The sequence below is a fragment of the Geopseudomonas sagittaria genome (assembly GCF_900115715.1).
Lineage (GTDB): Bacteria > Pseudomonadota > Gammaproteobacteria > Pseudomonadales > Pseudomonadaceae > Geopseudomonas > Geopseudomonas sagittaria.
In genome coordinates this window covers 115,517-136,797 of the sequence record NZ_FOXM01000011.1, presented here as the reverse complement: position 1 = coordinate 136,797, position 21,281 = coordinate 115,517, and the positions used below count along the sequence as shown (strand labels likewise).

At 67.2% G+C, this 21,281-nt stretch carries 18 protein-coding genes; 6 read left to right on the top strand and 12 right to left on the bottom strand.

Annotated features, from left to right (window positions below; translation table 11 throughout):
* Positions 1 to 33 precede the first annotated feature (33 nt).
* The 4 genes from BM297_RS14425 (at position 34) to BM297_RS14410 (ending at position 2,393) form a co-directional block, all read left to right on the top strand.
* Complete coding sequence (locus BM297_RS14425) at positions 34 to 243, top strand: cold-shock protein (RefSeq protein ID WP_090310165.1); 210 nt, start codon at positions 34 to 36, stop codon at positions 241 to 243.
* 95 nt (positions 244 to 338) lie between these two features.
* Positions 339 to 1,346 carry an MsnO8 family LLM class oxidoreductase gene (locus BM297_RS14420; protein WP_092432698.1) on the top strand — a complete coding sequence of 336 codons (1,008 nt, stop codon included), beginning with the start codon at positions 339 to 341 and terminating at the stop codon, positions 1,344 to 1,346.
* A gap of 146 nt (positions 1,347 to 1,492) precedes the next feature.
* Positions 1,493 to 1,678 (top strand): hypothetical protein, encoded by a 186-nt coding sequence (locus BM297_RS14415; RefSeq protein ID WP_090310161.1) that lies wholly within the window; start codon positions 1,493 to 1,495, stop codon positions 1,676 to 1,678.
* A gap of 4 nt (positions 1,679 to 1,682) precedes the next feature.
* Positions 1,683 to 2,393, top strand: coding sequence for an rRNA pseudouridine synthase (locus tag BM297_RS14410; protein ID WP_092432696.1), 711 nt, complete (start codon positions 1,683 to 1,685; stop codon positions 2,391 to 2,393).
* Positions 2,394 to 2,433: 40 nt separating this feature from the next.
* On the opposite strand, the gene BM297_RS14405 is transcribed toward BM297_RS14410, so the two are convergent.
* The 10 genes from BM297_RS14405 to smc form a co-directional block, all read right to left on the bottom strand.
* Entirely contained in the window at positions 2,434 to 3,582 is a 1,149-nt protein-coding gene (locus tag BM297_RS14405) for a PQQ-dependent sugar dehydrogenase (RefSeq protein ID WP_092432694.1), read from the bottom strand.
* On the bottom strand, positions 3,579 to 3,962 hold the full coding sequence (locus tag BM297_RS14400; protein WP_092432692.1) for a DUF488 domain-containing protein: 384 nt from the start codon (positions 3,960 to 3,962) through the stop codon (positions 3,579 to 3,581). Before BM297_RS14400 ends, BM297_RS14405 begins: the two co-directional genes overlap by 4 nt.
* Positions 3,963 to 4,016: 54 nt before the next feature.
* Complete coding sequence (locus BM297_RS14395; protein ID WP_092432691.1) at positions 4,017 to 4,337, bottom strand: PA3694 family proteiin; 321 nt, start codon at positions 4,335 to 4,337, stop codon at positions 4,017 to 4,019.
* Between the two features lie 49 nt (positions 4,338 to 4,386).
* The gene (locus BM297_RS14390; protein WP_092432689.1) at positions 4,387 to 5,682 is read right to left on the bottom strand and encodes a flavohemoglobin expression-modulating QEGLA motif protein; all 1,296 of its coding nucleotides are present in this window, start codon (positions 5,680 to 5,682) and stop codon (positions 4,387 to 4,389) included.
* A 13-nt stretch (positions 5,683 to 5,695) separates the two neighbouring features.
* A complete protein-coding gene (locus tag BM297_RS14385; protein WP_092432686.1) occupies positions 5,696 to 6,247 on the bottom strand; it encodes a hypothetical protein in 552 nt (183 codons plus the stop codon).
* Positions 6,248 to 6,388: 141 nt separating this feature from the next.
* Positions 6,389 to 7,894, bottom strand: a complete 1,506-nt coding sequence (lysS, locus tag BM297_RS14380) for a lysine--tRNA ligase (protein ID WP_092432684.1) — start codon at positions 7,892 to 7,894, stop codon at positions 6,389 to 6,391.
* A 115-nt stretch (positions 7,895 to 8,009) separates the two neighbouring features.
* A protein-coding gene (gene prfB, locus BM297_RS14375) for a peptide chain release factor 2 (protein WP_139231060.1) occupies positions 8,010 to 9,105 on the bottom strand; the annotation gives its coding sequence in 2 pieces (ribosomal slippage) (positions 8,010 to 9,032 and positions 9,034 to 9,105; 1,095 coding nt in all).
* Positions 9,106 to 9,355: 250 nt separating this feature from the next.
* Positions 9,356 to 11,743, bottom strand: a complete 2,388-nt coding sequence (ligA, locus tag BM297_RS14370) for an NAD-dependent DNA ligase LigA (protein ID WP_092432680.1) — start codon at positions 11,741 to 11,743, stop codon at positions 9,356 to 9,358.
* A 68-nt stretch (positions 11,744 to 11,811) separates the two neighbouring features.
* On the bottom strand, positions 11,812 to 12,735 hold the full coding sequence (gene zipA, locus BM297_RS14365; protein ID WP_092432678.1) for a cell division protein ZipA: 924 nt from the start codon (positions 12,733 to 12,735) through the stop codon (positions 11,812 to 11,814).
* 146 nt (positions 12,736 to 12,881) lie between these two features.
* Positions 12,882 to 16,370: a chromosome segregation protein SMC gene (gene smc, locus BM297_RS14360; RefSeq protein ID WP_092432676.1), complete on the bottom strand. Its 3,489-nt coding sequence runs from the start codon at positions 16,368 to 16,370 to the stop codon at positions 12,882 to 12,884.
* A gap of 284 nt (positions 16,371 to 16,654) precedes the next feature.
* Between smc and BM297_RS14355 the strand changes: the two genes are divergently transcribed.
* Positions 16,655 to 17,497 carry an ion transporter gene (locus BM297_RS14355; RefSeq protein WP_092432674.1) on the top strand — a complete coding sequence of 281 codons (843 nt, stop codon included), beginning with the start codon at positions 16,655 to 16,657 and terminating at the stop codon, positions 17,495 to 17,497.
* A gap of 82 nt (positions 17,498 to 17,579) precedes the next feature.
* On the opposite strand, the gene BM297_RS21585 is transcribed toward BM297_RS14355, so the two are convergent.
* Positions 17,580 to 18,437 carry a hypothetical protein gene (locus tag BM297_RS21585; protein ID WP_139231059.1) on the bottom strand — a complete coding sequence of 286 codons (858 nt, stop codon included), beginning with the start codon at positions 18,435 to 18,437 and terminating at the stop codon, positions 17,580 to 17,582.
* A gap of 250 nt (positions 18,438 to 18,687) precedes the next feature.
* Here BM297_RS21585 and guaD point away from each other — a divergent pair, with 250 nt between their 5' ends.
* On the top strand, positions 18,688 to 19,998 hold the full coding sequence (guaD, locus tag BM297_RS14345) for a guanine deaminase (RefSeq protein ID WP_092432670.1): 1,311 nt from the start codon (positions 18,688 to 18,690) through the stop codon (positions 19,996 to 19,998).
* 74 nt (positions 19,999 to 20,072) lie between these two features.
* Here the strand turns inward: guaD and ccmI are convergent, their stop codons facing one another.
* Positions 20,073 to 21,275, bottom strand: a complete 1,203-nt coding sequence (ccmI, locus tag BM297_RS14340) for a c-type cytochrome biogenesis protein CcmI (RefSeq protein WP_092432668.1) — start codon at positions 21,273 to 21,275, stop codon at positions 20,073 to 20,075.
* Positions 21,276 to 21,281 lie beyond the last annotated feature (6 nt).

Below are 21,281 nucleotides of genomic sequence, written 5' to 3'. Positions count from 1 at the left end.
ACGTCGTATCCATCACTGTTCAAGGAGACATTCATGTCTAATCGCCAAACCGGTACCGTCAAGTGGTTCAATGATGAAAAAGGCTTCGGCTTCATCACTCCCCAGAGCGGCCCGGACGTATTCGTTCACTTCCGCGCCATCAAATCCGACGGCTTCAAGAGCCTGAAGGAAGGTCAGGAAGTTTCCTTCCTGGTCGTGAATGGCCAGAAAGGTCTGCAAGCTGATGAGGTGCAGGTGATCTGATCACCCTGCCCTGATTGGCCAGAAGCCCCGCCACGTGCGGGGCTTTTGCATTCTGGCGCCCATAGCGCCCCTGCCGTTGTTTGCGAGACCCTGCCATGTCGCTGAAACTCACCATCGTCGACCAGACGCCCGTCCACGGCGATCTGCCTGCCCGCGAGGCACCCAACAGTTCCGTGGCCCTGGCCCGCGCCTGCGACGAGCTGGGCTACTACCGCTACTGGCTGGCCGAGCACCACAACAGCATCCAGTTCGCCAATCCCTGCCCAGAGATCATGATCGCGCGCATCGCCAGTGCCACGCAGAACATGCGTATCGGCAGCGGCGGCGTGATGCTGACCCACTACAGCCCGTACAAGGTGGCCGAGGTGTTCCGCATGCTCGCCAGCCTGTTCCCCGAGCGCATCGATCTCGGCATCGGTCGCGCCCCCGGCGGCACGCCGCTGTCCTCCGCCGCCCTCGCCGCGCCCTACGAGCAGCTGGAAGAAGACACCTTCCCGCAACAGGCCGCCGAGCTGTGCGCCTTTCTGCGCAACGAGTATCCCGAACGCCATCCCTACCGCAAGCTGCACTGCCTGCCGGACAACGAGCCGGCACCGCAACTGTGGATGCTCGGCTCCGGCGGCGGCAGCTCGTCGCTGGCCGGCTACCTGGGCATGGGCCTGTCGGTGGCCAAGTTCATCTCCCCGCAGGCCTGCTCGCCGGCGATCTTCGACAACTACGAGCGCCACTTCCAGCAGGCCGGACACCAGCACAAGCCGTCGCGCATGCTGGCGCTGGCGGTGATCTGTGCGGAAACCGAGGAGGAAGCCAAGCGCGTCGCCAGTACGGCCGCCTGGCGCAAGATGATGACCGGCCGCGGCGCCCGCGAGCCGCTGCTCAGCCCCGAGGAAATCGACCAGCGTCGCCGCCAGTTGAGCCCCAGCGACCTGGCCGAGCTGGATGCCACCCGCGACGCCATGGTGGTCGGCACGCCCGAACAGTGCTGGGAACAGTTCCATGCCCACGCTCGCGACTACCAGCTCAGCGAGCTGGGCCTGGTCACCGTCACCCACAGCTTCGAGAGCCGGCTGAACAGCTACCGCCTGCTGGCTCGGGAGCTCTGAGCAAAACCGGCGAAAATCGTGATTTCAGGGATTTTCGCCGGTCTTTTCCCGGCAAATACTTTCCAGATCCTGCCGGACTGAGCAAAAAATGATCGCCATTTCATGTATAATGGCTAGCCTTTTCACCTTTAGGCAGGAGAATCACCATGCAAAGCAAACCCAGCGCATCCAAGCAGAAGGTTGCCCCCGTCCCCTCCGCCGAAGCCCGCCAGGCGCTCGAAGAGCAGATGGCCGCGTTCCTCAAGGCCGGCGGTGAAGTCCAGCAGATCCCCCGTGGCGTCAGCGGCCAGGTTTACGGCAGCACCCGCCAGATCACCATTGGCAAGAAGTGAACACATGAGCGAACCCGTCCGCCTGTCCAAACGCCTCGCCGAACTGTTGCCCTGCTCGCGCCGCGAGGCCGAGCTGTACATCGAGGGCGGCTGGGTGACGGTGGATGGCGAGGTGGTCGAGGAGCCGCAGTTCAAGGTGCAGGAGCAGGCCGTCGCCCTGCGCCCCGGTGCCCGCGCGGAATCCCAGCCGCCGATCACCCTGATCCTGCACAAGCCGGCCGGCCAGGACGCCAATCTCGCCAGCGAACTGCTCGACGCTGCCAATCGCGCCAGCGACGACGCCTCCGGCGTGCACCTGCTCAAGCGCCACCTGCAGCGCCTGAGCGTGCCGCTGACGCTGGAGTCCGAGGCTTCCGGCCTGCTGGTGCTGACCCAGAACTGGGGGGTGATCCGCAAGCTGACCGATGATTTCAGCAAGATCGAGCAGGAATACATCGTCGACGTCGCCGGCACCCTGACCGCGGAGCAGCTCAAGCAGCTGCAGTTCGGCCTGACCTACAACGGCCGACCGCTGACGCCGTGCAAGGTCAGCTGGCAGAGCGAAACCCGCCTGCGCTTCGCCCTCAAGGCCCCGCAGCCGGGACAGATCGCCCACGTCTGCCGCGCCGTCGGCCTGCAGGTGCTGAACATCCGCCGCATCCGCATCGGCCGTGTGGCCATGGCCAAGCTGCAGCCCGGCCAGTGGCGCTTCCTAGGAGCCAACGAGCGGTTCTGAACGGCCCTTCGCCCGGAATGGAACCCTCCCAGGAGAGTTCCTACCTCGCTGACAACCCCACCCGCAGCAGCTTGCCGTTGCCTTCGTCGGTCAGCACGTACAGGTAACCGTCCGGCCCTGTCCGCACGTCGCGAATGCGCGCCCCCAACTCCTCCAGCAGGCGCTCCTCGCCCACCACCCGGTCGCCATCCAGTTGCAGGCGGATCAGCGCCTGCTGGACCAGCGCCCCGATGAACAGGCTGTGTCGCCAGGCCGGAAAACGCTCGCCATCGTAGAAGGCCATGCCGCTGATCGCCGGCGACTTGGCCCAGACGTGGTGCGGTGGCTCGGTGCCGGCCACCCGCTCGCCCTCGGCCTCGGGAATCGGCAGCAGGCTGTAGTTGATGCCATGGGTGGCCAGCGGCCAGCCGTAGTTGCGTCCGGCCTGCGCAATGTTGATCTCGTCGCCGCCGCGCGGGCCGTGCTCGTGGGTCCACAGCGCGCCGGTCCACGGATTGAGCGCTGCGCCCTGCGGGTTGCGGTGCCCGTAGGACCAGATTTCCGCCCGCGCCCCGGGCCGGCCGACGAAGGGATTGTCTTCGGGTATGCGCCCGTCCGCATGCAGGCGCACCACCTTGCCCTGCAGCTTGTCGAGATCCTGTGCGGTGGGCCGCTGGTTGTTCTCGCCGAGGGTGACGAACAGGTAGCCGTCGCGATCGAACACCAGCCGCGAACCGAAATGGATGCCGCTGGACAGCTTGGGCTGCTGGCGGAAGATCACCTTAAACCCCTCCAGCGCCCCCAGATCGGTCGACAGCCGGCCGCGCCCCACCGCCGTGCCGGCACGACCATCCACCCCCTGCTCGGCATAGCTCAGGTAGACCAGGCGATCCTCGGCAAAGCGTGGCGACAGGGCGATGTCCAGCAGGCCGCCCTGGCCACGGGCGTACACCTCCGGCACGCCGGCGAGCGGCGCGGACAACTGCCCCTCGGCCGTGACCCGGCGCAGCCGCCCGGGCCGCTCGGTGACCAGCATGCCCTCGTCGCCCGGCAGGAAAGCCAGGGCCCAGGGATGCTCGAGTCCGCTGGCGACCTCCTGCAGCTCCAGCGGGCCATGCGCACTGCCCGGTCCGGGCGCGGCCTGCGCCGCGCTCAGCAGGCTGGCGAGCAGCAGAGCGCCACAGCGGCGCAGGATTACCGCAGTTCTCATCGAAACTCCCCCTGGGCGGCACCCGCCGGCGCAGCCAGTTGCTCGTCGAGAAACTCGGCGAGCACGCGTGCGTTGTTGAACTGCTCGTCGTGCGCCGCGTACAGCAGGGTCAGCGTGCCGCGGCGGGCCCGCTCCAGCAGCGGCTGCCAGAACGCCGGGACCGCCGCCAGCTCGGCGCGATAGGCCGCGCGGAAGGCGGCGAACCGCTCCGGCTCGTGGGCGAAGGCCTGGCGCACGCCATCCGAGGGCGCCAGTTCGCGCAGCCACTCATCCAGCGGCAGGCTGGCCTTGCTGCAGCCGCGCGGCCACAGCCGGTCGACCAGCACCCGGTAGCCGTCGTCGGGCGCCGCCGGCTGATAGACCCGCTTGCAGACAATCACCGCCCTGTCCTCGTCGCACTGCTGTGCAGGCAAGGATAGACCAGCAGCAGGGCCTCACTCGGCCGGCGCGGCCTCGGGCAGGATGCAGCGCACCGCGCGCTTCTTGTTGTCCACCAGCACGCCGGTCAGGCCCTTCTGGTTGACGTCGAACAGCACCAGCACCCCGTCGATGCAGTGGGCGACCTGGTCGGCCGGCTTGAGGGAGACCTTGTAGTCCTCGCCGGGGATGGTCTTGAGCATGGTGTAGTCGGCCAGCAGCAGCGCGTCCTCGGGCTTGGCGATGTGCAGGTAACCGTAGTAGCCGAGCAGCGCGACAGTCGCGGCGACGCTGCCGATGCCGGTGAGAATCAGCGGAATGAGATTGCGTTCGCTCATGGGGGTCCGGAAAAGTCAGAAGAGGAAGGGACCGACGGGCCTGGGCCCGTCAGAGGATGTTGGCGTAGTCGGCCTCGACGCGGTCCAGGCTCAGGTGGTTGAGGAAGTTGGAGAAGCACATCCAGGCCGACAGCGCATTGAGGTCGCTGAACTGCGGCGGCAGGTACTTGGGCGGCACCACCAGGCCCTCGTCGACCAGCTGGCGCAGGGTGCGCATGTCTTCCAGGGTGGCCTTGCCGCAGAACAGCAGCGGAATCTGCTCCAGCTTGCCCTTGCGCACGGCGAGCTGGATGTAGTTGTAGATCAGGATGAAGCCCTTGAGGTAGGACAGGTCCTTGGTGAACGGCAGGCCGTCCGGGGTCGAGCCACGGAACACGCGGATGCTGTTGGAGTAGCTCTCCTCCGCCGTGTAGCCCTGATCGCGGTAGAACTGGAAGATCTGCAGGAAGTCGGCGCCGTCCTCGGCCATGTGGATGGCACGGGTGCGGTTGGTCAGCTTGCGCAGCCGGGTCGGATAGGAGGTGAAGGAAATCACCTCCATGAGGATCGCCAAGCCCTCCTGGGTGATGGTCGAGGACGGCGGCCCCTTGGCCAGGAAGGTGCAGATCGGCTGGTTGAGACCGTTGAGGGTGGTGCCGACGTGCACCAGCCCCTCGTGCACTTCCAGGGCACGGATGTCGCGCTGGTTGAACAGCGCATCGGCGCGGATCTTGATGTAGTCGGCACCGGCCGCGGCATCGGCGAGGATGCCGTCGGACTCGAACACCCGTACCACCGCCTCGTCGTCGCCGAACACGCCGTTGAGCCGGCTCTGCAGCAGCGCCACCGCCTCGCTGGCGTTGAGGGTCTTCGGTTCGTCCTTGAGTTCGCTGCGGTCGGCGATGTTGTCCAGGTAGGTGGAAAACATCACGCCGAGATCAGCCAGAGTCGGGTCGCCGGCATGGAAGGCATCGGACGCCGAGCCGTACAGTTCCTGGGAGATCAGGCCGAAGTCCGCGGTGCCGCGCGCTTCGAGCATGCGGATCACCATGCGGTATTCCTTGCACATGCGCCGCATGATCTGCCCGACCGGGCTGAACTGGCCGAGCTGGCGGGTGATGTCGCGCTCGATCTGCTGGAACTGCTGCTTCTTGTCGTCGGCGTCGAAGGACAGCGGGCGGTTCTGGTAGTAGGCCCGGTCCACCGCCGGCAGCTGGTGCCCGCGGCCCTTGAGGAACGCCTCGCGGATACCGTCATCCCACTTGATCGCATCGAGCACGCGGATCGGCGTCTGCGCCTCGACCAGGCGGTCGGACAGCGCGCGGATGGTCTGGTGGTACTCGGTATTGGCCTTGCTGCGGCTCATCGCCCCGTCCTTGTCACTCGGTGACCCGCGCGAAGCGGGCGACCTCGCTGAACACATCGCTGTTGGCCTGATCGTCGAGGAAGGCATAGACCTTGGCCAGCGGACTGGAGATCAGCACGCCGCTGCCTTCATCGGTCTCGACCGTCTGCCCGTCGAGCTGCCCCTTGGCCAGCACGTCCTGCAGCTGTTCGATATCCAGGCTGTAGAGCACCAGCTCGTCGTCATCGGTCAGCTCGAAGCCGCCGAAGGCGAAGTTGCCGCCAAGGCGTTCGGGGGCCGCTACCGACAGGTACCAACGGCGACCGTGGCGGGCCACGGTGAAGGCGTAGTCGCGCGCCTTGGCGCGGTTGTCCAGGCGCTCGCGCCAGGCCATGGCTTGATAGCTGCCGTCGGCCCGACGGGTGATCTCGAGGAAACGCTCCTCGCCCCACTCGTCCATGCCGGCCCAGGTGCCGAGCAGGTGTTTGGGCGCCGTTTCCCCGACGGGGATCGGCTCCTTGAAGGTGGCCAGGCAACCGCCCAGCAGCAGGAAGGACAGAGCGACAAGCACACGCACGGCTTTCATGGAGCACTCCTTTTCCATCAGTGATTCCCTGCTGCCGGAGGGGTTCGGCAGGCGCAGGCAGTCGAGGCGCCGGATCAGCGCCCCTGCCGGATTGGACCACGGCACGGGGCGGATGACTCGACGCGACGCTACAGCGACATCTTATTGCTCGGCACGCATGTGCGGGAACAGGATCACGTCACGAATCGACGGTGCGTTGGTCAGCAGCATGACCAGACGGTCGATGCCGATGCCTTCGCCGGCGGTCGGCGGCATGCCGTATTCGAGCGCGCGCACGAAGTCGGCGTCGAAGTGCATGGCCTCGTCGTCACCGGCGTCCTTGTCGCGTACCTGGGCGTGGAAGCGTTCGGCCTGGTCCTCGGCGTCGTTCAGCTCGGAGTAGGCGTTGGCGATCTCGCGGCCGCCGATGAACAGCTCGAAGCGGTCGGTGACATTCGGATTCCTGTCGTTGCGGCGCGCCAGCGGCGACACCTCGAACGGATACTCGGTGATGAAGGTCGGCTGCTCCAGCTTGTGCTCGACCAGCTCCTCGAAAATCATCACCTGCAGCTTGCCCAGCCCTTCGAAGCCGAGCACCTTGGCGCCGGCCTTCTTGGCGATGGCACGGGCGGTGTCGATGTCCTGCAGGTCGGCCGCGGAGATTTCCGGGTTGTACTTGAGGATCGAGTCGAACACCGACAGGCGCGCGAACGGCTCGCCGAAGTGGAACACTTTGTCGCCGTAGGGCACGTCGGTGCTGCCGAGCACGGCCAGGGCCAGCTCGCGGAACAGCTCCTCGGTGAGGTCCATGTTGTCTTCGTAGTCGGCGTAGGCCTGATAGAACTCGAGCATGGTGAACTCGGGGTTGTGCCGGGTCGACACGCCTTCGTTGCGGAAGTTGCGGTTGATCTCGAACACGCGCTCGAAACCGCCGACCACCAGACGCTTGAGGTACAGCTCCGGCGCGATGCGCAGGAACATCGGCATGTCCAGTGCGTTGTGGTGGGTCTCGAACGGCTTGGCCGCGGCACCGCCGGGGATGGTCTGCAGCATCGGCGTTTCCACTTCGAGGAAGTCGCGCTGCATGAGGAACTGGCGGATGTGGGCGATCACCTGGGAGCGCACGCGGAAGCTGTGGCGCACTTCCTCGTTGACGATCAGGTCGACGTAGCGCTGACGGTAGCGCTGCTCGGTGTCGGTCAGGCCGTGGAACTTGTCCGGCAGCGGACGCAGCGACTTGGTCAGCAGGCGCACGTCCTGCATGTCGACGTACAGGTCACCCTTGCCGGAACGGGCCAGCACGCCGTGCACGCCGATGATGTCGCCCAGGTCCCAGTGCTTGATGGCTTCGAGGGTCTCGGCCGGCAGGGTCTTGCGGTTGACGTAGACCTGGATGCGCCCGCTCATGTCCTGGATGACCATGAACGCGCCGCGATTGAGCATGATGCGCCCGGCCACGCTGACCTTGATCTGCTGGGCCTCCAGCTCTTCCTTGCCGGCCTCGACGTACTGTTTCTGCAGGTCGTTGCAGTAGCTGTCGCGGCGGAAGTCGTTGGGGAAGGCGATCGCCTGGCTGTCACGCAGGGCGGCAAGCTTTTCCTTGCGCAGGGCAATCAGCTTGTTCTCTTCCTCGTGGATGGCGTGCTCGTTCAGCGGTTGTTCGCTCATGGTCGTCGTTTTCCAAATTTGGCGTGGCTGTCGCCACATCCGGGATTTGCGCGGTAGATCGAACGCCCCCGGGGTCAGCGGAGGCGCCGTGCATTGCAGGCTCTGTGCAGCTGTCTTACAGACCCTGCTTCAGGCTGGCTTCGATGAACTCGTCCAGATCGCCATCCAGCACCGCGTCGCAGTTGCTCTCCTCGATGCCGGTACGCAGATCCTTGATCCGCGACTGGTCGAGCACGTAGGAGCGGATCTGGTGCCCCCAGCCGATGTCCGACTTGGTGTCTTCCAGCGCCTGGGCGGCGGCGTTGCGCTTCTGCACCTCCAGCTCGTACAACTTGGCCCGCAGCATCTTCATGGCGGTGTCGCGGTTGGCGTGCTGGGAGCGCTCGTTCTGGCAGCTCACCACGGTATTGGTGGGGATGTGGGTGATCCGCACCGCCGAGTCGGTGGTGTTCACGTGCTGGCCACCGGCACCGGAGGAGCGATAGGTGTCGGTGCGCAGATCGGCCGGATTGATGTCGATCTCGATGTTGTCGTCGATTTCCGGCGAGGCGAACACCGCGGTGAACGAGGTGTGGCGACGGTTGCCGGAGTCGAACGGGCTCTTGCGCACCAGGCGGTGCACGCCGATCTCGGTGCGCAGCCAGCCGAAGGCGTACTCGCCCTTGACGTGCACGGTGGCGCTCTTGATGCCGGCGACTTCGCCCTCGGACAGCTCGACGATCTCGGTGTCGAAACCGTGCTTGGCCGCCCAGCGCAGGTACATGCGCAGCAGCATGTTGGCCCAGTCCTGGGCCTCGGTGCCGCCGGAGCCGGCCTGGATGTCGAGATAGGCGTTGTTGGCGTCCATCTCGCCGCGGAACATGCGGCGGAACTCGAGCTTCTCGAGGATCTCGCGCAGGTGATCGAGCTCGGCGACGACGTCGTTCACCGCGCCTTCGTCGTTCTCCTCGACGGCCATGTCCAGCAGGTCGCCAGCATCGGCCAGGCCGCTGGCCAGCTCGTCGAGGGTCTCGACGATCTGCGCCAGCTGGGCGCGCTCACGGCCGAGGTTCTGCGCATATTCCGGATTGTTCCAGACGTTCGGGTCTTCCAGCTCGCGATTGACTTCGGTCAGGCGGTCATGCTTCTGATCGTAGTCAAAGATACCCCCGAATAGTCTGGGTGCGGCTGGTCAGGTCCTTGATGCTGTTAAGGATCGGATTGATTTCCATGGCTGGCGTCACTCGCGGGCGGAACTGGAGAAAAGCGCAAAAGTATACGCCAGTCGCCGTGCTCTGGCAGCAAGATGGCGATAAAGCACAGAGTGCATGCTCCTGCTCTTCTGGACAGCCGAGGCTCGAGGTTTCTGGCGGGCCTGCGGCCCGCATCGCCGCGAGGTCGCGCCTCCTACCGGTGCGGCGCGCGCCCTGCCCTTGTGGGAGGCGCGACCTCGCGGCGAAGCTCTTGCTCCTGGGCGGCCGCCTACGTCGCCCCGTACTGCGCCAGCAACTCGAGAAACGCCTGCTCGTCCAGCACCCTGACCCCCAGCTCGCCGGCCTTGGCCAGCTTGGAGCCGGCGCCGGGGCCGGCGACCACGCAGTGGGTCTTGGCCGACACTGAGCCGGCGACCTTGGCGCCCAGCGCTTCCAGTTTCGCCTTGCCCTCGTCGCGGCTCAGCGCCTCCAGGGTGCCGGTCAGCACCCAGGTCTGCCCGGCCAGCGGCAGGCCGGCGACCGCCTTCTTCTCGCTCTGCCAGTGCATGCCGAACTCGCGCAGCTGCGCCTCGATGGCACGCGCCTTGTCGACATTGGCCGGCACGGCGAAGAACTCGCGCAGGCCCTGACGGGCCTTCTCGCTGAGGCCCTTGGTCACGCTCAGACTCAGCCAGTCCTGGCTGAGGGCGATCACCCCTTCGAGGCTTCCGGCCGCTTCGGCCAGGTTCTTCGCTCCGGTGGCGGCGATCCCGGCAATGTTCAGCTTGTTGAGCAGCTCGGCAAGGGTCGCACAGGCGGCGAACTCGGCGTGTAGCTCACCCTCTTCCTGCAACACCAGGCCGCGCTCGAGCAACTGGGCGATCACCGTGCGGTTGTGTTCGTCCTCGAAGAAGCTGTGGATCTCGTGGGCGACCTCCAGGCCGACGTCCGGCAACCAGGTCAGCACTTCCGGCAGCGCCGCCGCGATGCGCGCCAGCGAACCGAGGGCACGGGCCAGCAGCTTGGCGGTTTCCTCGCCGACGTCGGGAATGCCGAGAGCGAAGATGAAGCGTGCCAGCGCCGGCCGCTTGCTGGCCTCAATGGCTGCCAGCAGGTTGCGGGTGGACAGCTCGGCGAAGCCCTCCAGGCCCACCACCTGCTCGAAGGTCAGGGTGTAGAGATCGGCGGGCGACTTGACCAGCCCCACGTCGACCAGCTGCTCGACGATCTTGTCTCCCAGACCGTCGATGTCCATCGCGCGCCGCGAGACGAAGTGGATGATCGCCTGCTTGAGCTGCGCCTGGCAGCTCAGGCGACCGACGCAGCGGTAGATCGAGCCCTCGCTGAGCGAGGCCTTGCCCTTGCTCCGCTTGACCAGCTGGGTACGCTCGACGTGCGAGCCGCATACCGGGCAGCTGTGCGGAATCGCCACCGGCCGTGCGTCGGCCGGACGGCGCTCGAGCACCACCTGCATCACCTGGGGAATCACGTCGCCGGCGCGGCGAATGATCACCGTATCGCCGATCATCAGCCCCAGGCGCGCCACCTCGTCCATGTTGTGCAGGGTGGCGTTGGCCACCGTCACGCCGGCCACCTGCACCGGGCGCAGGCGCGCCACCGGGGTGACCGCGCCGGTACGGCCGACCTGGAACTCGACGTCGAGCAGCTCGGTCAGCTCCTCCTGGGCGGGAAACTTGTGGGCGATGGCCCAGCGCGGCTCGCGGGCGCGAAAGCCCAGCTCGCGCTGCCAGTCGAGGCGGTTGACCTTGAACACCACGCCGTCGATCTCGTAGGCCAGGCTGTCGCGCTTGGCGCCGATCGCCCGGTAGTAGCCCAGCGCCTCCTCGACGCCATGGGCCAGCTGCAGCTCGTGACTGATCGGCAGCCCCCAGCCCCTGAGGGCCTCGAGCACGCCGGTGTGGGTGCCCGGCAGCTCACCCTCGAACTGACCGACCCCGTAGGAACAGAACTCCAGCGGGCGGCTAGCCGTCACCTTCGGATCGAGCTGGCGCAGGCTGCCGGCAGCGGCATTGCGCGGATTGGCGAAGGTCTTGCCGCCGGCCTCGATGGCCCGTGCATTCAGCGCCTCGAAGCCGGCGCGCGACATGAACACCTCGCCACGCACTTCCAGCAGGCGCGGCCAGCCCTCGCCGTGCAGACGCAGCGGAATGTTGCGCACGGTGCGCACGTTGCTGCTGATGTCCTCGCCGGTAGTGCCGTCGCCGCGGGTGGCGCCACGCACCAGCACGCCGTTTTCGTAGCGCAGGCTGACCGCCAGGCCGTCGAGCTTGGGCTCGCAGGCGTACTCGACATCGGCGCCGGCACCGAACAGGTCGCCTGACAGGTCGCCGGCCGGCAGCAGCTCGCCGAGCCCTTCGCGCACGCGGCGGTCGAAGTCGCGCAGGTCGTCCTCCGCGAACGCGTTGCCGAGGCTGAGCATGGGTATCTCGTGGCGCACCTGGCCGAACGCACTGAGCGCCTCGGCACCGACGCGCTGGGTCGGCGAGTCGCTGCTGACCAGCTCGGGATGCGCCTCCTCCAGCGTCCTCAGCTCCCTGAACAGGCGATCGTATTCGGCATCCGGCACGCTCGGCTCGTCGAGCACGTAGTAGCGGTAGTTGTGCTCGTTGATGGCGACGCGCAGTTGTTCGATGCGCTGGGCGGCAGTACTGGTCATGGGGCTATTCCGTGAAAACAAAAAAGCAGCCCTGCGCCACGCGCAGGACTGCTTTCTGGATCAACTGTTCAGCGCTTGTGCATCAGCGCCCGGCGCTCGAACTCGACGATGCGCTGACGGTAATGCTCGATGGTCTGCGCCGTCATCACGCTGCGCTGCTCGTCCTTCAGCTCGCCATCCAGCTCATGGGACAGCTTGCGCGCCGCCGCCACCATCAGGTCGAAGGCCTGCTTGGGATGCCGCGGCCCCGGCAGGCCGAGGAAGAAGCTGACCGCGCGGGTGGTGAAGGTATCGATATTGTCCAGATCGAAGGTGCCGGGCATGACCCCGTTGGCCATGGAGAACAGCACCTCGCCGTTGCCGGCCATGCTCTCGTGGCGATGGAAGATGTCCATGTCGCCAAAGCGCAGGCCGCTTTCCAGAATGCTCTGCAGCAGCGCCTGGCCACGGAAGCCATGGGGATCGCGAGCGACCACGTTGATCACCAGCACTTCCTGCGGCTTCGGCACGTCGCGCGGCGCGGCAGCCGGCTTGACGCTGGCAGCAGCCCTGTCGCCGCCCTTTTCCGCCACCTTTTCGCCGGCTTTCTCGACGACCTTGTCTGCGGTCTTCTCGCGCGGCTTGTCCTTGCTCTTGCTGCGCGGCTCCGCGCCGTGCTCGTCGCCGGAGCTCATGCGCTCGGAAGCGGCGAGCGGCTCGTCCAGCTCGAGGTCGAGATCGTCGGCCAGCGGTTCGGCGCGCCGCGGGCTGCGCAGGGCCGCCGCGGGCAGGTCATGCTCGTCCAGCGAAGGCTCCTGGTGCTTGCTGACCACGCGAGAGGGCCCCAGCAGCTCCGTGTCGTCGCCGTCGTCCGCCAGGTTGGCGGCGTTGCGGTCGAGCTTGAGCTTCAGGCGCCCCTTGCTCCCGCGCATGCGGCGCCAGCCATCGAACAGGATACCGCCGATCACCATGATACCGATGACGATCAGCCATTCGCGCAAACCGATGTCCATGAAAGACACATTCCCCTAATCAGAATCCGGGTATATCAATTGATTGCACAGCCGCTCCAAGCCGGTTCGACCCGTTTATATACCGGAGCAGCTTGTAATAGCTCATAAATTAACATGCCGACACAAACTATACACCGTCAGTCTTGTCAGGCCTCCGCCAGCGCCACCGCTTCTTCCACATTCACCGCAACCAGCCGCGAACAACCGGGCTCATGCATGGTCACCCCCATCAACTGATCGGCCATTTCCATGGCGATCTTGTTGTGGGTGATGTAAATGAATTGCACCTTCTCCGACATTTCCTTGACCAGCCGGGCATAACGGCCAACGTTGGCGTCGTCCAGTGGCGCATCAACTTCATCGAGCATGCAGAACGGCGCCGGATTGAGCTGGAAGATCGCGAACACCAAGGCTAGCGCAGTGAGCGCCTTCTCGCCGCCGGACAGCAGATGAATAGTGCTGTTCTTCTTGCCGGGCGGGCGCGCCATGATCGCCACCCCTGTATCGAGTAGATCTTCGCCGGTAAGTTCCAGATAGGCCTGACCGCCGCCGAATACCTTGGGGAACAGCGCCTGCAGACCGGCATTGATCTGCTCGAAGGTGTCCTTGAAGCGATTACGGGTTTCCTTGTCGATCTTGCGGATGACGTTTTCCAGGGTTTCCAGCGCCTCGACCAGATCGTCGTTCTGTGCATCCAGATAACGCTTGCGCTCGGACTGTTGCTGGTATTCGTCAATCGCCGCCAGGTTGATCGGACCGAGGCGCTGGATGCGCGCGGCCAGTTGCTCCAGCTGACTTTCCCACTCGCGCTCGACGGCCGCCTCGGGCAGGTTGGCCAGCACCGTCGGCAGGTCGTAGCCGTCTTCCAGCAACTGGTCCTCGAGGGTCTTGCGCCGCACGCTGAGGGTTTGCCAGTCGAGCCGCTGCTGCTCGAGCTGGCCACGCAACAGCTGCGCCTGCTGCTCCGCCGCGCCACGGCGCTTTTCGGTCTCACGCAGCTCGCGGTCGGCGTCGTCCAGGGCCAGGCGCGCCAGACGCATTTCCTCGTCCACCTGCAGGCGCCGCTCGAGCAGCTCCTCGAGGCGCAGGCGCTGCTCGAGCAGCGGCTCGTCGCCCTCCTCGAGGTTGAGACTGAGCTGCTCGCAGCGCTCGACCAGACGCGCCGACTGCAGCTCCAGGCGCTCCAGCGCCTGGCGGGTGGAGTCATGCTGGGCGCGCAGCGAGCCGATGCGCACGGCCAGCTGATGGGCGTGATCCTTGTGCTGGCGGGCTTCCTGACGCACGCGGTCGAGGCGCTCGCGCAGCGCGTCGCGGCTGGCCAGCAGCTGCTCGCGCTGCTCGGTGTCGCTGGCCATGGCGTCCAGCGCATCCTGCAAGTACAGGCGCGATTCGCCGAGCTGCTCCACTTCCAGGGCGCGCTGCTCGGCCTGCTCGGCCAGTTCCTCCTCGAGACGGCGCCGGCGCAGGGCCAGCTGCTCGTGGCGCGCCTGATTGGCCGACAGCCGGGCCTTGAGTTCGGCCTGCCGGCGGCTCTCTTCCTGGATGCGCCGGCGTTGCTGCTCGCGCGCCTCCTCCTCGCTGTTCTGCTGCTCGCGCAGCTGCTGCAGGCGCTCTTCCAGCGCGGCAAGCAGCGCCTCCAGCTCCTCGCGCTCGGCCGCCAGGCGCTCCAGTTCCTGGCCGCGCGCCAGCAGGCCGCTTTGCGCCTCGCTGGCGCGACGCACACGCAGGAAATGCCGGCCGACCCAGTAGCCGTCGCGACTGATCAGGCTGTCGCCCTCGGCCAGAGCGGCGCGCGCCGCCAGCGCCTCGTCCAGCGATTCGACCGCGCGCACGCGCGCCAGCCAGGGGGCGAGATCGACCGGCGCCTGCACCTTGTCCAGCAGGCTGGCGGCCGAACGGGCCACGCTGGCGCCGGCGCAGGCCAGGCGCAGCTCGCCCTGGGCGAAGTCGCCCAAGGCAAGGTCGGCAAAATCGTCGAGCAGCACCGCCTGCAGATCGGTGCCGAGCACGGTTTCCACCGCCAGTTCCCAACCCGGTTCGACGCGCAGACCGTCGGCCAGGCGCGGGTGTTCGCTCAGTTGCTGCGCGCGCAGCCACTCGGCCACGCCGGCCCCGGGGTCCAGTGCCGCCTGCTGCAGCGCCTCCAGCGAGGCAATGCGCCCGTTCAGGCGCTGCAGTTCGCCCTGCGCCTGCTGCTGCTCGCGACCGGCCTGCTGCAACTCGTCGCGCAGCTGCTGCAGGCGCTCGGCCAGCTGCTCCTCGCCCGCCTGCAGGCTTTCCAGCGCCAGCTCGCCCTCGGCCAGCTGCTCGGCGAGCTCCTCCATCTGCGCCGCGGCAGGATCGTCGGTCAACTGGCGGCGCTCGTCCTCGAGGCGGCGCTGGCGCTCGACCAGGCGCTCCAGGCTCTGCTCCAGCTGCTGGATGCGCGCCTGCTGCACCTCGGCCTGGCGCCGCGGTTCGGCGCTGCGCTGGTTGAAGCTGTCCCACTGCTCCTGCCAGGCGTGCATGGCGCTTTCCGCACTCTCGAGTCCGGCGACGCCTTCCTCGGCGGTGGCCTGCGCCAGCTCCTGCTCGGGCTCGAGCAGCTCCAGCTCCTCGGCCAGACTGGCGAGCAGGGCGCGGTCGTTGCCCAGGTGGGCTGCGGTTTCCTCGCGCGCCCGCTCGGCTTCGCGCAGGTCGTCCTGCAGCTGGCGCAGGCGCTGCTGGCCATGCTGGATGCTCTGCTCGATGCGGGCGATGTCGCCACCCACCGAGTAGAAGCGCGCCTGCACCTGGTTGAAGGCTTCCGACAGCTCGTGATGACCGTCACGCAGGCGCTCGATGCCGGCATCGGCATTGCGCTGCTCGGCGATCAGCGCCTCCATGGCCACTTCCTGGTCGCCGATCACCGCCTGGCGCTGGCGCGCCAGCTCGTCCAGCGCCAGCCAGCGCAGGGCGGCCAACTGGGACTTGAGCTGGCGCTCCTCGGCCTTGTACTGCTGGTACTTTTCCGCCGCCTGGGCCTGGCGCTGCAGGCGCTCGAGCTGGCGCTCCAGTTCCTGGCGCAGGTCGGCCAGCCGCTCGAGATTTTCCTGGGTGCGGCGGATGCGGCTCTCGGTCTCGCGGCGGCGCTCCTTGTACTTGGAGATGCCCGCTGCTTCCTCGATGAAGTTCCGCAGATCCTCGGGCTTGGCCTCGATCAGCTTGGAGATCATCCCCTGCTCGATGATCGAGTAGCTGCGCGGACCGAGGCCGGTGCCGAGGAAGATGTCGGTGATGTCGCGGCGCCGGCACTTGGTGCCGTTGAGGAAGTAGGTGTTCTGCCCGTCGCGGGTCACCCGGCGGCGGATGGAGATTTCGCTGTAGGCCGCATACTCGCCGAGCAGGCTGCCGTCGCTGTTGTCGAACACCAGCTCGATGGACGCCTGGCTGACCGGCTTGCGGGTGTTGGAGCCGTTGAAGATGACGTCGGTCATCGACTCACCGCGGAGGTTCTTCGCCGAACTCTCGCCCATCACCCAGCGCACGGCGTCGATGATGTTGGACTTGCCGCATCCGTTGGGACCGACCACCGCCGCCATGTTGCTCGGGAAGCTCACCGTGGTCGGGTCGACGAACGACTTGAAGCCGGCCAGGCGGATGCACTTCAGACGCATGGGACGGACCTCCGGGCGCAACTCGACGGCAGCGCGGGCTGCTCCGGCTGCGGGCAAGGGAGGATCGGCGAGGCTCCGCTGGCGGACTGGAAAATCATGGGCGGAAGTCTGTCACGGGTTGCGCGGCGCGGCAGTCTATCACAGGGTTTTGCCGGCACGGACAGCCCCGGCGCGGTTTGCTGCCGGCATCACGCAAGGACTCGAACAGGCCGTGCAAAGGCCGCTACCATGGACAAAACGAACATGGACCGCCGCCCGGCTGCGGCACGCGCCCAGGAACCCGCATGACACACACCACCCCGCAGAGCTGGCGCGAACGCCTGTACGTGATCATCTTCCACAGCGACACGCTGGCCGGACGCCGCTTCGACGAGCTTCTGCTGCTGACCATCCTCGCCAGCCTGGTGGTGGTGATGCTCGACAGCGTCGCGCCGGTCCGCGAACAGTACCGCACACAACTGTCGCTGCTCGAATGGAGCTTCACCGCCCTGTTCGCAACCGAGTACCTGCTGCGCCTGTATTGCGCGCCGAAGCCGCTGCGCTACGCCTTCAGCTTCTACGGGCTGATCGACCTGCTCGCCGTTCTGCCCGGCATCCTCGCGCTGCTCTTCGCCGACGCCCAGTACCTGATCATCGTCCGCGTGCTGCGCATGCTGCGGGTGTTCCGCGTGCTCAAGCTGACGCAGTACCTGACCCAGGCCAACTTCCTGCTGGTGGCCCTGCGCGGCAGCCGGCAGAAGATCATCGTCTTCCTGCTCAGCGTGAGCACCCTGGTCACCGTGTTCGGCACCCTGATGTACGTGATCGAAGGGCCGGGAAACGGCTTCACCAGCATCCCCACCAGCATCTACTGGGCGGTGGTGACCCTGACCACCGTGGGCTTCGGCGACATCACGCCGAAGACCCCGCTGGGCCAGGGCCTGGCCACCCTGATCATGATCACCGGCTACTCGATCATCGCCGTGCCTACCGGCATCTTCACCGCCGAACTGGCCAACGCCATGCGCACCGGCAGTGGCGGCCTGCAGCACCGCTGCCCGACCTGCGCCAAGCCAAGCCACGAGACCGGAGCCAGCTTCTGCAGTCGCTGCGGCAACCCGCTGTTCCCGAAACGGGGCGGGGACTGAACGCAACAAGGCGCGGCGACCGGCGTCGCTGCGCCTTGTTGCTTACTGCTTGCTGTTCCGAGCCGGGTCTGCCACAGAGGGATCAGCGTTCGCCGCGCCCCTCCCCTTGCCGCCCGCCCTGCCGCTCCTGTTGCGGGCGCGACTGGCTGTGCCGCTCACGGCCGCCGTCCTGCCGGTTCGACTGCGTCACCGCGCGCCGCTCGCTACGCTGGCGGGGCTCGCTGCGCTGTTGAAGCTGACGCGACTCCTGGCGCCGCTCATCACGCCACTCCTGTGCGCGACGTTCCTCCCGGGGCCGCTGCCACTGCGGCTGCTGACGCCCGTCGAAGCGCTGCTCGTCCTGCTGGCGCCGCTGCTCGAAACGCCGCTGTTGAACCTGCCGATCCTGACGCTCGAAGCGCGGCTGCTGCCATTGCTGCCCCTGGCGAAGATCGCGGCGATCGTCGGAGCGGCCATGCAGCGCCTCGCGACGCCGCTCCAGCTCACTCTGCCCGCGATAATCCCGCCGGTCGCGATGGTCACGTTGCTCGCGCTGATCACGATAGTCGCGGCGATCCGAACGATCATCCCGATTGTGCCGATACCGGTCGGGAGCGCGGCGGTCATCGTAGTAGCGTTGGCTCGGACGATGGTGCTGTCCCAGCCGCGACGGCACATGACGGTGCTCGACCACCCGCCAGGGACCATTGAAACGCGGCCCCGACGACCAGTGATTGTCGTGCCAGCGGTAATAGGTGTGGTCGTGGTAGTAGAGATACGGGTAACCCACGTTGATATACACGCGCAGGTCGTCATCCCAGCGCCAGTGACCATGGGACGGCGGCGGATAGTGCCCGCCGTAGCGCGGGTAATCGTGATAACCGCCATCCCCCGCCGCAATGGTGCAGCCTGTCAGCGGCAGGATCAGGGCGATCAGTATCCCAACAGCGAAGCGCCTCATTTGCTAGCCTCCACAACAGGCCGTAGCCTGCTTGAACATTGATGGTGGACAACCCTGTGATCTGCGGTGGTTGGCACGCCATCGCTCTCGAGTCGGTGGGGATAGAGCCGCGGGGGATGAAGGCTCAGGCAATCCCGGTCACTTCAAGATGACGATGATATCAATCAGACAGCGCAGCGCAGCACTTGTTGCAAGCCTAGCGATCCGCCCGCGCAACACCGTGTCCGCGTTCACAAGGAAGCCCGTCGACATGTCCGATCAGCTCCACGCCTACCGCGCCGCCCTGCTCTACAGCCTGGACGATCCCGCCAGCGTCGGGGTCGCCGCCAGCTACCGCCATCTCGAGGATGGCCTGCTGCTGGTCGCGGACGGTCGCATTCGCGCCCTGGGGCCGGCGGCCGAACTGCTGCCGGGGCTGGCGCCGACGGTCGCGGTGCGCCACTGGCCCGATGCGCTGATCACCCCCGGCTTCATCGACACCCACATCCACTACCCGCAGACCGGCATCGTCGGCGCCGGCGGCGAGCAGCTGCTCGACTGGCTCAGCCGCCACACCTATCCGACCGAGCTGCGCTTCGCCGACCGCGACTACGCCGAGCAGGTGGCGCGCTTCTTCATCGGCGAGTTGCTGCGCAACGGCACCACCAGCGCGCTGGTGTTTCCCACGGTGCATCCCGAATCGGTGGACGCCTTCTTCGCCGTGGCTGCCGAACTGGACCTGCGCATGCTCTGCGGCAAGGTGCTGATGGACCGCAACGCCCCGCCGGCGCTGTGCGACACGCCGGCCAGCGGCTACGAACAGAGCCAGGCGCTGATCGAGCGCTGGCATGGCAAGGGCCGCCTGGGCTACGCGGTGACGCCGCGCTTTGCCGGCAGCTGCAGCGACGAACAGCTGCACCTGGCCGGACGCCTGCTGCGCGAGCACCCCGGCGTGCACCTGCACACCCATCTGGCCGAGAACCGCCGGGAAGTCAGCTGGGTGCGTTCGCTGTTCCCCGAGCGCTCCAGCTACCTGGATGTCTACGCCCACCACGGCCTGGTCGGCCCGCGCTCACTGTTCGCCCACGCCATCCACCTCGGCGAGCAGGACTGCCGGCAGCTGGCCGCCAGCGGCGCGGCGGTGGCCTTCTGCCCCACCTCCAACCTGTTTCTCGGCAGCGGCCTGTTCGATCTCGGCCGCGCCGAGCGGCTGGGACTCAAGGTCGGCATCGGCAGCGACATCGGCGCCGGCACCAGCTTCTCGCTGCTGCAGACCCTCAACGAGGCCTACAAGGTCGAACAGCTGCAGGGCCGCAGCCTCGATCCGTTCAAGGCGCTGTACCTGGCCACCCTGGGCGGCGCCCGCGCCCTGGGCCTGGACGGACGAATCGGCAGCCTGGCCCCCGGTCACGAGGCCGACTTCGTGGTGCTGGACTGGAATGCCACGCCGCTGCTGCAGTTCCGCCTGCAGCAGGCGCAGAGCCTGGCCGAACGGCTGGCCGTGCTGCTGACCCTAGGCGACGACCGCGTGGTGCAGGAAACCTTCGTCGCCGGGGTGTCGCGGCATCGGCGCGAAGGCTGAGGGATCGCGGCTGAGCAGCCGCGCCCGGGAAACGCCCGCCCCACCCGGCGCAACGGGCGGAGCGGATGGCCGCGTTACGGCTGCTCGGCCCGATCGATCACCAGCACCTGCTCACCCGCCTCGGCGGTCTTCAGCACCGCGCTCTGGCCGATCCACTCGCCGGCCATCGGGCTGCCGGCGCGGGAGATGCGCGCCACCAGCTGGATCTCGGCGAAGTTGGACAGCTTGAGCTGCGGCATCATCGCATCGCTGTCGGACAGGCTGACCTCCACCGGCAGGTCGGAGACCTTCAGGCGCTTGGCCGCCAGCGGCATCGGCGGGCCGGCGGCGGCGCGGGCGAAGATGAACAGACTGTCGTCCGGCTGCACCTTGTCGGCCAGCTGCGGGGCCAGACTGACCTTGACCTTGAGTTCGACTGCCGCCGCCGCGGCCGGCGTCTCGGGCGCCTGCTCGCCACGGGCGGCCAGTTGCTCGCGGGCGCGCTCGATGCCGCCCTGGATGGCCTCGCGCGACGGATCGGTCGGCTCCAGCACCGCCACCAGGCGCTGCCAGTAGCCCATGGCGTCGGCGTAGCGCTGCTCCTCGAAAGCGGCGATGCCAAGCAGGCCGAGGGTGGTGACCTCCTCCGGATCGAGTTTGAGGGCTTCCTCGCTGAGGCTGCGCACCTGGGCGGTGAACTTCTGCCCTTCGGCGAAGTACAGCGCCTGCGCCCACTGGCCGAGCAGCTCCGGCTGGCGACCAGCCACCTCGGCGGCACGGGCAAAGGCCTTAGCGGCGTCCTGGGGACGCTGCTGGGCCATGTAGGTGCGACCGAGGAAGTACCAGGCTTCGGCCTGATCCGGCTGCAGGCGGACCGTCTCCTCCAGGCGCGCGGTCATTTCCTCGATGTTCTGCGGCGCGGTGGCCAGCTCGCCGCGCAGTTTGAGCGCATCGCTGGCGCCCCAGTGCAGGTACAGACCGAGACCGGCCAGCGGCACCAGCAGGGCCATGACCAGCGGCAGCCAGCGGCCCAGCACGCGACGCGCGCCTTCGGCCTGCTCGGCGTCGGCCAGCAGTTCGCGGGCGGCCTCACTGCGGCCGGCATCCAGCTGGGCGGCATCCAGCGCGCCGGCGGCGTGCTGGGCCTCCAGCTCGGCGATGCGCTCCTGATAGAGGGCGACGTTGAGGGCGGTGCGGTCTTCCTCGGCCTGGGCACGACGGCCACGCAGCAGCGGAATCAGCACAACGGCGAGCGCTGCCAGCAGCAGCACTCCGGCGGCAAGCCAGAAAACGGTCATCGGTCA